Source organism: Paraburkholderia sp. XV, from assembly GCF_020177535.1.
Lineage (GTDB): Bacteria > Pseudomonadota > Gammaproteobacteria > Burkholderiales > Burkholderiaceae > Paraburkholderia > Paraburkholderia caribensis.
In genome coordinates, this window is sequence record NZ_JAGUUD010000020.1 from 44,424 (window position 1) to 57,537 (window position 13,114).

A 13,114-nucleotide genomic window follows, 5' to 3' on the forward strand; every position below is an offset into this window, starting at 1 on the left:
CGCAAGCGGCGCAGGCCATCTCTCGTTTTTGTCACATCGCAGGCAATTTACCAGAAACATTTTGTTACACCCATCACATGAGCAAAAGTCGATGCAGTGAAACAACATTTGATGCACGGCGCATGGTCTCGTGCAAATAAACCTGGTTCCTGAGACGTCTTACCTACAATATCCTTTCAGATTAGATTCATTATCTGAATTTTGCCGAAGCACTCATGCGATACGTTTGTGCCTGAGAGAAGAAAATTAAACGCCTTTGCCGTCTAAATGCGTGACTACTCGAAAGCCGACTACGTCAACCAATCGACTGCGCCCGCGAGCGAAGGGCGCCTATTGCACGCACATTGCCTGATCTCGAATCTGGCCGTATACGACCCTTACTACCAGTCGGCCGTCGCGGCTCCAAGAGCAGGTAGCCACGGCGCTTTTTTTCTCTATGCAGCTGAGTGCTCTAGCTGAGGAAGAGATCGAGCCGGAGATTGAAGAAATATTATCCAGAGCCGATGGTTCAGCCGATTCTTTTAATCAATCTGGCTCGCTTCCAGAAAAATTGGCCGGCAAACTTGGTTGTAGAATCAGCACTTCCCGCAGTGAAAATTCTACTTCTCTACATATCACCTGCGATGAATCCCTCGTAATGTCACGGACACGATCGTTACGATTTGTCGGTGCAATCCCTAAGGACTGGCCTTTAGAGTTAGTGGCAACCAAGCGCTATACGGTAATGGGTAAAGTCGCAGTATTGCTCGGTGCTTTTGCGGTGCAGGATTCTTTCAAAGATCCGACGATCCAATCAATCCATGTCGACTGCACTTTTGACGTGTTTAATGCCGCTTCGCAGAAAATTAATGCCCCGATATTTGCTTTAAATGTCAGCCGCAGTGATTATGCGGCGAAAAGCGACGCAACGGATGACCTTCATCGGGCTCTGAGATTTTTCGATGCTGATAAGTTTAGCAGCCAATATAAAAAAGGGCGTGCTGACGAGTGGGACTAGGCGTGCATAGGCGCGTAAATCGTCCTTCAGCGGTCATCAAAGTCAGTCTTTGCCCGTCCCAATAGACCTGACCGAGGGCAAATCGCAAAAAAATAATTTACAAAATGTTCCTCGCTGCCATCAAGGCCACGTTCCGTCGCATCAGTCGATGTGAGATGCAAGTCACCAATTGATTATGAATTGGCTCGCTCAAAAAGCGGCGTTTTCCCAGGTTTCCGCCCAAATATTTTCATGCCAATTCAGTTAGATATCTTGATTTGGCAATCACGAAACCGTCGCGCAAAAAATCCCGGTGTTTCCGACGGCCCGTATCGCCCTTAGTCGTTCGACATTCGTCAGGCCCTGCGAGGTGGCACTAGTTGCTCGCGAGGCAAGTGGCCGCTCTGTGGGGCGCAGCCGACGTTTTAGTGTCCAAGTCGCAGTAGGGGCGAGCGTCGCTTGTTGGCCGCCCTGCGTCGCACGATCGAAGACGACGGTCACTCTCACTTTAAGCACGCGGCTTGCCGTTGATACATAGCTTGCGAATAGGGAAGGAGATCGTCGTCGTAACGGGAGCTGTATTTTCCGTAGCCGAGGAACTTGTAGTAAATGTTCATCGTCTGAATATGTGACGGTGCCCAGAACGTCCATACCCATTCACTGCCTGGCTCCTTGAGGCTCCGAGCGGCGTCTCCATCGGCCCATGCGGGATGCATGCGGGAAGATAGTTGCCGCGCCCGTCCGCGCAATACCAAACTTCATGAAGGTAACCTAGCGCCTTCGTCATCCAATACCGCCTTTGTGACTTTTTCTTTGGGTGCGCGAGTTGTCGACGATTGTCCTGGAGACATCGAGTGGCCGACGTTAGCCGCCCCCTGCCGGACGCGAATGTCGCCACCCGGAGCGAACGTTCGCGTTTCCTCTGCTGATCGTCCGGTGCAAAGTACAACGGTCGTTCACTCCAGCAATTCGCTGCATCGGAGTTATGCCGCCCGGGTGTCACCGAGCCGAAACTATCACGCATCTCAACGCTTCCTGCTCAACCCCCACTCGAACTCGGCATTGTATGGCGTTGTGCAAGCCTATCTAATTTGATTGGCAAGCGACAGAAGCTCGTCCGCCAAGACGGTTAGCCAACGCGTTTGCACGCCGCTTACTGGATGGACCGTGTACGCTCGCAAAAAACGCCCGGCTCTCGGACCGAAACGCGCACCCGCAAGTCCCATTGTCGTCGCGTGAAATTTCTGCATTGTGCCCGCCGACGCGTGAGCGATATGGTGCCGAACGTCGGCCAATCGCGTTATCTGATTTACTGCGCTACTTAACACTAGCTCATGCGGGGCGGAAACCAAAAACTTCTGTGAGCGGGCGATCACAACGTTTGGATTGTGCCAAAGCAAATAGGCCCTCCCGTTCAGCACCATCTGTTCCGCTGCTGCGAGAGTTGCGGCACGCGTGTAAGTTGGCTGGAACCCGATAGCATTCCCCCCACTGGTGTAGCCGCAAAGTAAGCGGTAAAACGATTCCTCTAGAAGTTTTTCCCACAGCGCAAAAATCCGGAGGTAGGCAAGTTCGTAAATTGATTCGAGCTTCCCAAAGGTAAACGCCCTCCTCCCTGCCGAGCCCACCGGCGCAGCCAAACGTACCAATTCGGCGGCGGCGGCCAATTGAATTGGTTGGTTCACTGCTGTGAGGAAGGAGTCACATACACCACTTAACGTCCGCGGAGCCATGGATCAATCGTCGAAGGATCTCTTATACAACTCTTGAAAGCGAATTTCCCGCGGTCGAATATTATCGGTTTGACTTGAGGCTGCTGCTACAAAATGTTCCATGCCGGCTGACGCAGCCTTTCGCTCGCGAGCATGAACGAGAGCGTCTGACAGCTGACGTACTGCCGTATTAACTGACAATCGTTCGTCTTTAGTCAGCGACTGCTTATTCGTTGGAAGTTCAATATTCTTTAGACCGAATCTACGATGATATATCACACAGAACAACGTGTAGAACAAAGGAGTCTTCCGAAACTCGAGTTCGGACAAGGTTTCGGGAAAAGCATCATTAATATCGTCGAGAACTTCCCTAAATTGCTTCGTTGCGCGCTCACGATCACCAAACTGTTCGTCGTACTCCAAGTAAAAACGGTCTATTGATTTCTTTTTATCCTGCATGCCGTCCAACTCAGCGATCAATAACTCGCTTACAAATTCAACTTCTACCATGCGAGCGACGTCTCGCTCTGAGAACATTTTATGAAGGCGCCAAAACTGTAGATGATCTCGAGCAAGAGTTTCGGCAGTCTGTCGAAACAGTCCAAAAAACTCACCATTTCGGAGCTCTTGACTATTGAGCTGGACCGAATAAATATTCAGACGCGAAAAAATCTCCAAAACCTGCTCGTCCGATATACCCCTAAACGTTTCCGTCGAAAATCCATAAGTCAGAATCGCGCGCTGCTCGTCTTCGTTAAGAGCGTCAAAAAGCTTTCCCCTCCAAGGCGCGTCAAGGGTACGAGAAAGTTTAAATTTGCCATCGACATAGTCCAAGACAGCTGACAACCGCTGCTGCCCATCGATAACTTCACGAATCGCCTTCTTCTTATCCGCGGATTGCACAACCCGCATATAAATGGGAGGAATTGGCATCGCCCGCAGTATGGTGTCTATAAAGTAAGACCGTGCCGCAGGCAGCCATACAGATCGACGCTGGAACTTCGGGGAGAGAATCAGTGCTTGTGACTCCCTCCATTCCATGAAGTCTTGCGGAGTGTATGTGGATCGATCTGGCTTAAGCGCTAGGTTCATCGCGGTTGCATTTATGGGAGCTTCGTAAAGGGACAAATGTATCGCAAAGCCGTATCTTACACACCCCGCACGTTCGCATGCTATCGGTGGGTCTGCAGACGACATAGTCCAAGGCTTTGATCAAACCTCTATTTCATTTCAATTCGTGAATCAAGGGGGCGCATCGCCCGCAGCGAGGCGGCTCGGTCATGCCCGGCAACATGTGCCGCGTTTGCTCGCTGGGCCGTACGTTGACAATTGAATGGCCGGCTCCTGACTGGAACTGACGCCTGAATGTCTGAGACATGCCGCGAGCAAACGACGCTTCCTGGCCCCAACGCGTCCTTGGCATATGTCGGCGTTTAACCCCGCGTCTGATGCGACTCCGGCGACGCTCCGGCCAGTCGCTCAAACCGATGACCATGGCAGTCGCATCTCGCTCTCTCAGCTGGGGCTCAAATGGGTACACCGTAACGAGCCAGTGGCTCGGGTGCTGGCGCTTGGATCAACAGGGTCAACCGTCAATTTGAGCCATGCTATAATTGATCCATCAAGTCTAATGATCCAGACAAATCATGCGCAAGCTCTATTACGGTCGGATCTCCACCACCGACGGCCAGTCCTCGGTGAGCCAGTACGACGACGCCAGAGCCCACGGGGTGCAGGACAACGACGTTTTCATTGACGAGGGCGTGAGCGGCTACCATGTCGCCCCTGACGAGCGGGAACAGTGGCGCAAAGCGGAGCACGATCTGCGGCACGGCGGCATCCTCATCGTGCGCTGGCTCGACCGGATCAGCCGCCGTTATGACGAACTCCATCGGACCATGCGCCGCTTAATGGACCTCGGCGTGCGAGTCGAATGCACACTCAACGGGATGGTTTTTGACGGCAAGGCCAAAGACCCCATCGAGAAAGCAACGCGAGATGCTGTGTTGGCGTTCATGGCCGCGCAGGGTGAAGCCGACTACCGCAACCGAGCGGAGATGCAGCGTCGCGGTGTAGCGATCGCGAAAGCAGAAGGGAAATACAAGGGGCGCGCCCGATCCCACGACTACGCAGCCATCAAGGCGTGGCGCGCTGAGAGCGGTGCGAGCATACGCGAGACCGCTGAGAAGTTCGGTGTGGGGACGGCAACGGTAAAACGGGCGTGTGCGGAGCACATGCCGTCCTGACTGGCGGCAAAGCGAGAATCGAAGTGCCCCGTATCGGCCCCGCGCATATCGACTGCGGAGTGAGGCATGTGCGTGTGTATTGCCATTGGGTGCGATGCGTGAGAGGATATGCAGTCGGCGCGGGTAGACAGGCACAGCGCGTTTTAGCCTTCTTGGTTTGTGCGCGGAATGTCTCCCGTTGCCGATGCGCCCCTCAAGTGTTCCCCAAGATGTCCTTGCGTCGCCTCGGCTCATACACAGTATAAAAACTATATTGAGCTAAACCGCCGTTTCCGGCGTGCTTGCGCAAGATGACTTTGACAACCGCTGTTTGTCTAAACGAAAAGCTCACTACCGCAATCGCGTAGACAAGTTCGACGGGTTTTCCCTTCGCGGGCCGGATTTCTTTGAGGTCCTCCTCTTTAGTGGTGGAAATGACCCGTTTCGCTACGCCCAGCAGTTGGAAGGATTGAAGTACGACGAGTCGTTTACGCTTGGGGCGTGTGATATGTCGCCATCCGTCTCGTGAAAACTGAACGACTGGACCACCGTCAGCCAGTCCAACTCCCAATGAAAGGACACTGGTGTAATAGCGGCGAGCGGCCTGTTGGATGTGGATTTCCTGAGGATTCAGTTTGCTTGGAATCGAGACTCGTTCGGTGAGATACGAAAAATCCGTTGCCTTCGCGACTATACGGCGCATCAGCATGTCGCGATAAAGTGTGCCGCAAAGTGACGCGATTTTCTTGCGGGCAGAAGCGTCGAACAATTGATTGCTGGGTACTGCCGCCTGCGCTTTTGTCAAAACGCCCGGCGCGCGGAGGTCTACCCAGGTTGCTTCAAGGGTCTTCGCGTGTACATGTACCATGATCGCTGCACCAACAACACGGCGCCAACGCTCAATATTCATCTTCAGCTTCTCAGCTGCGATAGGAACCGAGGTTTTGCCGCCAACTCCCGGATTCTTCTTTGTGCACTTCACCTGAACGAAGACAATTTGGCCGGTAGGAATACCGTTGGACTCAAGGAATATTAGCCCATCAACGCCATCATCATGTTGACTTTCAAGCTGCTGCCAACGACCATTCCACTCGTGCAGCACAACGCGTTCGACGACGTTGATACCTATTTGCCCCGTTCTCTGAGTTTGCATGCTCATGTTTTTTATACTCCGCGGTAAAGTCCGATTACCGTCTGGCGACTAGCGCCCAGACGACAAACCGAGTCGGACATCGGGCATCTTTGGCAGCAGTGGTCGATAGCGGGCGTTGAGATTGCGTATGCGTACGAAATCCACATTCGAATACATATTCGGTGGCGTCGTTACCCCGGTCCAAGGCGAGCGGCGCAAAGGCTCCATATCCTTGGCCCACTTAGGCGTGGAATAGCGTCCCGCCCAAGTCGCAAAAATCTCTAGTTGTCGACAGATAGCTAACTCATCGCCTGTCAATTCGAGACCTGCAAGGGCAGAAATGTCGCTCAGATGGTGACTCCAAAGCCGTTTGGCAACCGCTTTATCCTCACGCGCCAAGCTCTCTTGGACTTCCCTTTGGGAAAGCGCAATACCCTTAAAAAGTACCTCCATCGCGAGCGCTCCCAACATCATTGCGTTTGCCCCAATTTCCGGGATGCGGGGCACAGGAGCGCCGGCGCTTTGGACAGCGCGTCGAATATTATCCCCGAGGTCTCGAGTGTGCTGCTCTGCGAGGAGGTTGAACGAGCGCATGAGCGAATCCGAATCGGCTGCCCATACCCTCGGATCAACCTTGAGCAGATCGAACTGCAAACGCCAGTACTCTTGGGAATCTTCTTTTTCTTCATCGAACATAATCGGGCTCTGATTGCAAATCGCTTCGGGCTTCGGGTGGGCCCCTCGATACAACCCAGTCGTGCTCTCGAAGCTTAAACGATTTGATAGTCGAATTGTGAGTCGAAAAGCAAAAAACCCCGTAAGTCGTTGACTATACGGGGTTTTCAGTTGATTTCTGGCGGAGAGACGGGGATTCGAACCCCGGATAGGTTATTAACCTATACACGCTTTCCAGGCGTGCGACTTAAACCACTCATCCATCTCTCCGGCGGGGAGGCGCATTATAGCAGATTCCATCGCCATTGCCACCTCGTCTGGAAGGACAGCCATCAAGGATGGCGGATATAGTCCACCAGCGCTCGCGTGTAGGCGTCCGGCTTGCGGTCCACGAGGCTCACGAGCACCGTCACCAGAAACCCCGCCGGCACACCGAACACGCCCGAGCTGATCGGCTCGATGCCGAACCAGCGCGGCCCGACAAAGCCCGTCAGCTGCGTGAAGAACGGATACGTCGACACGATGTACCAGATGCACACCACCAGCCCCGCCACCATGCCCGCCACCGCGCCCAGACGCGTCGTCCGCTTCCAGAACACCCCGAGCACCAGCACGGGAAACAGACTCGACGCCGCCAGCGAAAACGCCGCGCCCACCAGAAACAGGATGTTTCCCGTATTCAGCGACGCCACATAAGAAGCAAACAGCGCCACCCCGAGCAGCAGGATCTTCGAGATCGTCACCCGCTTCTGGCTCGACGCCTCGGGATCGACCATGTGGTAGTACACGTCGTGCGAAAGCGCATTGGCGATCGTCAGCAGCAGGCCATCGGCGGTTGAGAGGGCCGCCGCCAGCGCGCCTGCCGCGATCAGCCCCGACATCACATACGGCAGCCCCGCAATCTCCGGCGCGGCGAGCACGACCATGTCCGGCTGCATCTGGATCTCGCTCCAGCGCACGATGCCGTCGCCGTTCACATCGGCGATGCTCAGCAGGTACGGCTCGACACGCCGCCACTGCATCACCCACTGCGGCAAGTCGGAAAACCGATGCCCGACCAGATTCGACAGGATCTCGTACTTGATCAGCACCGCGAGCACGGGCACCGTCAGATAGAACAGCGCGACGAAGAACAGCGTCCAGCCGACCGAGCGCCGCGCCGACGCCACCGAGGTCGTCGTGTTGTAGCGCGTGAGGATATGCGGCAAGCTCGCCGTTCCCAGCGAAAGACACAGCAGCAGCGACAGGAAGTTGCGCAAATGCAGCCCCCTGTCTTCCTCGTTCGCGGCGGGAAACGGCTCGTGCATCGGCACGGGCGACGCCGCGCGCTGCATCATCTCGTCGCGTTGCTGCGCCCAGACAATCTGCGCCGTCGCCGGATCACGCGGAAAGCGCGCGATGCGCCGCTCCAGACCGGCGATCTCGCGCAACGGCCCGTTATGCCGCCGCAAATCGTCGAGCTGCGCGGTGAGGCGATCCTTCTCGTCGATATACGACTGAGGCAGACTGTCTATCTGCGTCTGGATCAACGCAGCGCGCATCCGGTAGTCGTCGCGCACCGACTGCTCCGACGGCGCATCGCGCACCTGGCGCTCGAGCGATTCGACGCGCTCCATCAGACGCCCATAGCTGAGTTGCGGCACCCAGCCGAGCCCATCCTTGTGAGCAATCATCGACACAGGTATCAGGAACGCGAGGATCAGGATGATGTACTGCGCAACCTGCGTCCACGTCACCGCGCGCATGCCGCCGAGAAACGAGCACACCAGAATGCCCGCGAGCCCGCAGAAAATGCCGATCGCAAAGTCGACGCCGATAAAGCGCGTCGCGATCAGCCCGACGCCCTGGATCTGCGCAACGAGATAAACGAACGAGCACAGGATCGCCGACAACGCCGCCAGCCCGCGCACCGCGTTGCTCGAAAAGCGCGTGCCGAGAAAATCGGGAATCGTGTAGCGCGCGAGCTTGCGCACGTATGGCGCAAGCAGAAACGCGACGAGGCAATAGCCGCCCGTCCAGCCCATCATGTACGCGAGACCGTCGTAGCCCGTCGCGTACAGGGTGCCCGCGAGGCCGATGAACGAGGCCGCCGACAGCCAGTCCGCCGCCGTCGCCATGCCGTTGAACGCAGACGGCACGCGCCGCCCTGCCACGTAGTATTCGACGAGATCGGAAGTTCGCGACAGCAGGCCGATCACGGCATACACGGCAATCGGCACGAACAGAAACACGTAGCCGATCCATGTGCCCGGCCCGTTGGCAGCCTCGATGCGCCACAGCAGATAGATGAAGACCAGAAAGCCGAGCGTGTAGAGCGAATACGAGCGGATCAGCCGATGCGCGAGCTTCATCGGTCGGCAGCGCGCTCGGCGAAGTCGTCGCTCGGGCTGGCCGCGAGCGCGCGCTGGAGCGCCGCGTCGGCGCGCTGCATCAGCACGATATACACGACGATCAGCGCCACATACACGAGAATCGCCCCTTGCGCGCCCATGTAGAACGGCAGGCTGAAGCCCGCGAAGCGCACGTGCTCCAGGGTTCGCGCGATGAGCGGCACGACGAACGACACGAAGCAGCCGATCAGCATCAACGCCACGATCAACACGACATTGAAGCGCCAGTAGCGCGCGTGCGCACGCGCCATCGCCGCCGTCACGGGCGGCGGCTCGGGCACGGGATTGATCGTGAATCGCGAGGTGTCGTGTGGCGCGGCCATGCGGCTATTTATCAAAAAGGGGTTGCGTCGGCAATCGGGGGTGTCCGCGCAACGAACGATGTCGCGCCGCGCCGGAACAGCATGAGCGCATGAAAAAACGGCGCATCCGCATCGGACGCGCCGTTTGATGCTGCCAGGGCGTTACGCCCTCACAGCCCGCAACATCAGCGCGACTCGCCCAGCTGATCCAGAATGGCCGGGTTCTCCAGCGTCGACACATCCTGCGTGATCTCTTCGCCCTTCGCGAGCGAGCGCAACAGGCGGCGCATGATCTTGCCCGAACGCGTCTTCGGCAGGTTGTCGCCGAAGCGGATGTCCTTCGGCTTTGCAATCGGACCGATTTCCTTGCCGACCCAGTTGCGCAGTTCCGCCGCGATCTTCGCGGCCTCTTCGCCTTCGGGACGCGAGCGCTTCAGCACGACGAACGCGCACACCGCTTCGCCCGTCGTCTCGTCGGGGCGCCCGACCACGGCCGCTTCCGCGACCAGCGGATTCGCCACCAGCGCCGACTCGATCTCCATCGTGCCGAGACGGTGGCCCGACACGTTCAGCACGTCGTCGATACGGCCCATGATCGTGAAGTAGCCGGTGTCCTTGTCGCGCACCGAGCCATCGCCCGCGAGATACAGCTTGCCGCCGAGCTCTTCGGGGAAATAGCTCTTCCTGAAACGCTCCGGGTCGCCCCAGATGGTGCGGATCATGGCCGGCCACGGACGCTTGACGACGAGAATGCCGCCCTGCCCGTTCGGCACGTCCTGGCCCGTTTCGTCGACGATCGCGGCCATGATGCCCGGCAGCGGCAGCGTGCACGAACCCGGCACGAGCGGCGTCGCGCCCGGCAGCGGCGTGATCATGTGGCCGCCCGTTTCCGTCTGCCACCACGTATCGACGATCGGGCAACGCGAGCCGCCGACGTTCTCGTAGTACCACACCCATGCTTCCGGATTGATCGGCTCGCCGACCGTGCCGATGATGCGCAGCGTCGACAGGTCGTAGCTCTTCGGATGCACCTTCGCGTCGGCTTCGGCTGCCTTGATCAGCGAACGGATCGCCGTCGGCGCCGTGTAGAACACGCTGACCTTGTGCTTCTGGATCATGTCCCAGAAGCGGCCCGCGTTCGGATACGTCGGCACGCCTTCGAACACGACCTGCGTGCCGCCGAGCGCGAGCGGGCCATACGTGATGTAGCTGTGTCCCGTGACCCAGCCGATGTCGGCCGTGCACCAGAAGACGTCGGTGGGCTTCCAGTCGAAGGTCCACTTCATGGTCTGCGCGGCCCACAGCAGATAGCCGCCCGTGCTGTGCTGCACGCCCTTCGGCTTGCCCGTCGAACCCGACGTGTAAAGAATAAAGAGCGGATGCTCGGCGCTGACCCACTCAGGCGGGCATTGATCCGATTCGTTCGCGGTGATCTCGTGCATCCACAGATCGCGCTTGTCGTCCCAGCCGATCTTGCCGCCCGTGCGCCGGTAGACGATCACGCTCTTGACGGCCTCGCAGCCGCCCATCGCGAGTGCCTCGTCGGCGATGTTCTTCAGCGGCAGCGCCTTGCCGCCGCGCATCTGCTCGTCGGAGGTGATCAGCGCGACCGCGCCGACATCGACGAGACGCTCGTTCAGCGACTTCGACGAAAAACCGCCGAACACCACTGAGTGCGTCGCGCCGATCCGCGCGCAGGCCTGCATCGCGACAATGCCTTCGACCGACATCGGCATATAGATGACGACGCGATCGCCCTTTTTGATGCCGCGCTTCTTCAACGCGTTCGCGAAGCGCGACACGCGTTGCAGCATGTCGTTGTACGTGACGTTGGTGACGGTGCCGTCGTCGGCTTCGAAGATGATCGCGACGCGCTCGCCGTTGCCCGCTTCGACATGCCGGTCGATGCTGTTGTACGACGCGTTCAGTTCGCCGTCTTCGTACCACTTGTAGAAAGGCGCGTTCGATTCGTCGAGCACCTTCGTGAAAGGCTTTTTCCAGCTGAGCGTCTCGCGCGCCAGCCTGCCCCAGAAGCCTTCGTAATCGCGCTCGGCCTCGGCGACGAGCGCCTTGTACGCGTCCATGCCGGACACAGTGGCCTGCGCCGTCGTTTCGGCGGAAGGCGGAAACACGCGGCGTTCTTGAAGAACCGATTCAATCGCAGACATCGACTACCCCTTGGTGAAGATGAAACGTCAATCCTTGCGGGTGCGCGCGCGATGCGTGCCAGCCGTGGCCGGCGCAGCGCGTCGCTCCATATCGTCATACCCGTCATCGTGGCGCCGCACATGATGTTGTCGCACGGCGTGTCTCCCACCCTCGTGCGCATCGGCACCGATGCGCACACAGCGATTCGGCGAATGACCACTGCGGCGTCGCACATCGGGCGCGCCGCATGCCTTCATCAGCTTCGATCACTTCCCACGATAAGCGTTGCTACTTACCGCGTTCTTACGTGAACGGCCAGCGCGTGTCAGGATAAACACCAGGTGCGGCGCAGCAAGCAGTCCGCAAGGCGGGTTGGACGGCACAGCCGTTTTGCACCCTTGTTAGCGCCCTTTTACAATGCTAACTGATCTCGCCGTCCGGATTCCAGCTTGAACCGCTACTCACTGTTCCTGATCGCCGCGATGCTGCTGGTCGGCAGCAATGTCGGCATCGGCAAGTCGATTGTCGCATTCGTTCCCGTTCCCCTCTTTGCCCTGCTGCGCTTCGTGATCGCCATGGCCGTGCTGTGGCCGCTGTTGCGCGTGAGCAAGCTGCGCCGCGTGAAGGCGGGCGAATGGTTCAATCTCTTCCTGCAAGCGCTGTTCGGCACCTTCGGCTTTACGCTGCTGATGCTCAACGGCGTGCATCGGACCAGCGCGGTTGCGGCGGGCGTCATCACGAGCACGATTCCCGCCGTGGTCGCGCTGTTCTCGTGGATCTTCCTCAAGGAAAAGCCCGATCGCCGCGCACTGGCGTCGATTGCGCTGGCGATCGCCGGCGTGGTCGTCATCAATCTCGCGCACGCGGGCGCCGCCACGGGCGCATCCAGTGAAAGCTCCTTCGCCGGCAACCTGATGGTGCTCGGCGCGGTCTGCTGCGAATCGCTCTATGTGATCCTGTCGCGCCGGCTCACGCAGACCCTCGCGCCCATCGACATCTGCGCGTACACGCACCTGTTCGGCCTGTTGCTGATGCTGCCGCTCGGCGCGTCGTCGCTGTTCGCCTTCCATTACACGAGCGTGCCCGCCGGCATCTGGACCTTGGTACTGTGGTACGGCCTGTCGGCGAGCATCTTCTCGTTCTGGCTGTGGATGAAAGGCATCCGCCACGTGCCGGGCAGTCTCGCGGGCGTGTTCAGCGCGGTGCTGCCCGTCGCCGCCGCGATCTACGGGATCGTGTTCCTCGACGAGCGGCCGACGCTCGCGCATGGCGTCGCGCTCGCCTGCGTGGTCGCGGGCATCGCCCTGGCGAGCCTGAAGGCGCGGCGCGTGCCGCCCGTCGCCTCCTAGCGCGAAACCGGCACGAAAAACCGGCACGAAGCAAGGCATGGCGCACGCCCGCTGCGCCACGCTGTCCCGGGCGCCAACTGCCCGGGTGCGCGCCTCGACATGGCTGTCATGGATCACGCTGTACAATATCGCGCCCAACGCGCTTCGCCGGCCGGCTTCACCGCCGGGGCCGCTGACTGCCGGCTGTTCGCTCTTCACGCGATCC

The 13,114-nt window shown here is 58.5% G+C and carries 10 protein-coding genes and 1 tRNA gene; 3 read left to right on the forward strand and 8 right to left on the reverse strand.

Annotated elements, in window-relative coordinates; translation table 11 throughout:
- Positions 1-436 precede the first annotated feature (436 nt).
- Complete coding sequence (locus KFO72_RS13190) at positions 437-997, forward strand: hypothetical protein (protein WP_225032321.1); 561 nt, start codon at positions 437-439, stop codon at positions 995-997.
- Between the two features lie 1,061 nt (positions 998-2,058).
- Here the strand turns inward: KFO72_RS13190 and KFO72_RS13195 are convergent.
- Both KFO72_RS13195 and KFO72_RS13200 read right to left on the reverse strand, forming a co-directional pair.
- Positions 2,059-2,709 (reverse strand): hypothetical protein, encoded by a 651-nt coding sequence (locus KFO72_RS13195; protein ID WP_225032322.1) that lies wholly within the window; start codon positions 2,707-2,709, stop codon positions 2,059-2,061.
- 3 nt (positions 2,710-2,712) lie between these two features.
- Positions 2,713-3,729: a DUF262 domain-containing protein gene (locus tag KFO72_RS13200; protein WP_225032323.1), complete on the reverse strand. Its 1,017-nt coding sequence runs from the start codon at positions 3,727-3,729 to the stop codon at positions 2,713-2,715.
- Positions 3,730-4,334: 605 nt separating this feature from the next.
- Between KFO72_RS13200 and KFO72_RS13205 the strand changes: the two genes are divergently transcribed.
- Positions 4,335-4,934, forward strand: coding sequence for a recombinase family protein (locus KFO72_RS13205; protein ID WP_225032324.1), 600 nt, complete (start codon positions 4,335-4,337; stop codon positions 4,932-4,934).
- Positions 4,935-5,127: 193 nt separating this feature from the next.
- Here the strand turns inward: KFO72_RS13205 and KFO72_RS13210 are convergent, their stop codons facing one another.
- The 6 genes from KFO72_RS13210 to acs all read right to left on the reverse strand — a co-directional run bounded on the left by KFO72_RS13210 (position 5,128) and on the right by acs (position 11,580).
- Complete coding sequence (locus tag KFO72_RS13210; protein ID WP_225032325.1) at positions 5,128-6,072, reverse strand: DUF4365 domain-containing protein; 945 nt, start codon at positions 6,070-6,072, stop codon at positions 5,128-5,130.
- A 42-nt stretch (positions 6,073-6,114) separates the two neighbouring features.
- A complete protein-coding gene (locus KFO72_RS13215; RefSeq protein WP_225032326.1) occupies positions 6,115-6,741 on the reverse strand; it encodes a hypothetical protein in 627 nt (208 codons plus the stop codon).
- 158 nt (positions 6,742-6,899) lie between these two features.
- A tRNA-Ser gene (locus tag KFO72_RS13220) sits at positions 6,900-6,990 on the reverse strand.
- A gap of 62 nt (positions 6,991-7,052) precedes the next feature.
- Positions 7,053-9,071, reverse strand: coding sequence for a sodium:solute symporter family protein (locus KFO72_RS13225; RefSeq protein WP_054930125.1), 2,019 nt, complete (start codon positions 9,069-9,071; stop codon positions 7,053-7,055).
- Positions 9,068-9,433, reverse strand: a complete 366-nt coding sequence (locus tag KFO72_RS13230) for a DUF4212 domain-containing protein (RefSeq protein WP_054930124.1) — start codon at positions 9,431-9,433, stop codon at positions 9,068-9,070. Before KFO72_RS13230 ends, KFO72_RS13225 begins: the two co-directional genes overlap by 4 nt.
- A 164-nt stretch (positions 9,434-9,597) precedes the next feature.
- The gene (gene acs / locus KFO72_RS13235; RefSeq protein WP_224101262.1) at positions 9,598-11,580 is read right to left on the reverse strand and encodes an acetate--CoA ligase; all 1,983 of its coding nucleotides are present in this window, start codon (positions 11,578-11,580) and stop codon (positions 9,598-9,600) included.
- Positions 11,581-12,009: 429 nt separating this feature from the next.
- On the opposite strand from acs, the gene KFO72_RS13240 reads away from it, so the two are divergent.
- The gene (locus tag KFO72_RS13240; protein ID WP_225032327.1) at positions 12,010-12,909 is read left to right on the forward strand and encodes a DMT family transporter; all 900 of its coding nucleotides are present in this window, start codon (positions 12,010-12,012) and stop codon (positions 12,907-12,909) included.
- Positions 12,910-13,114: the final 205 nt, after the last annotated feature.

Bases quoted from the DNA above. Each gene is read 5' to 3' on its own strand.
- KFO72_RS13200 (WP_225032323.1), bottom strand. From the start codon at position 3,729: ATGGAATGGAGGGAGTCACAAGCACTGATTCTCTCCCCGAAGTTCCAG.
- KFO72_RS13190 (WP_225032321.1), top strand. From the start codon at position 437: ATGCAGCTGAGTGCTCTAGCTGAGGAAGAGATCGAGCCGGAGATTGAA.
- KFO72_RS13205 (WP_225032324.1), top strand. From the start codon at position 4,335: ATGCGCAAGCTCTATTACGGTCGGATCTCCACCACCGACGGCCAGTCC.
- KFO72_RS13195 (WP_225032322.1), bottom strand. From the start codon at position 2,709: ATGGCTCCGCGGACGTTAAGTGGTGTATGTGACTCCTTCCTCACAGCA.
- KFO72_RS13230 (WP_054930124.1), bottom strand. From the start codon at position 9,433: ATGGCCGCGCCACACGACACCTCGCGATTCACGATCAATCCCGTGCCC.
- KFO72_RS13225 (WP_054930125.1), bottom strand. From the start codon at position 9,071: ATGAAGCTCGCGCATCGGCTGATCCGCTCGTATTCGCTCTACACGCTC.
- KFO72_RS13210 (WP_225032325.1), bottom strand. From the start codon at position 6,072: ATGAGCATGCAAACTCAGAGAACGGGGCAAATAGGTATCAACGTCGTC.
- KFO72_RS13215 (WP_225032326.1), bottom strand. From the start codon at position 6,741: ATGTTCGATGAAGAAAAAGAAGATTCCCAAGAGTACTGGCGTTTGCAG.
- acs (WP_224101262.1), bottom strand. From the start codon at position 11,580: ATGTCTGCGATTGAATCGGTTCTTCAAGAACGCCGCGTGTTTCCGCCT.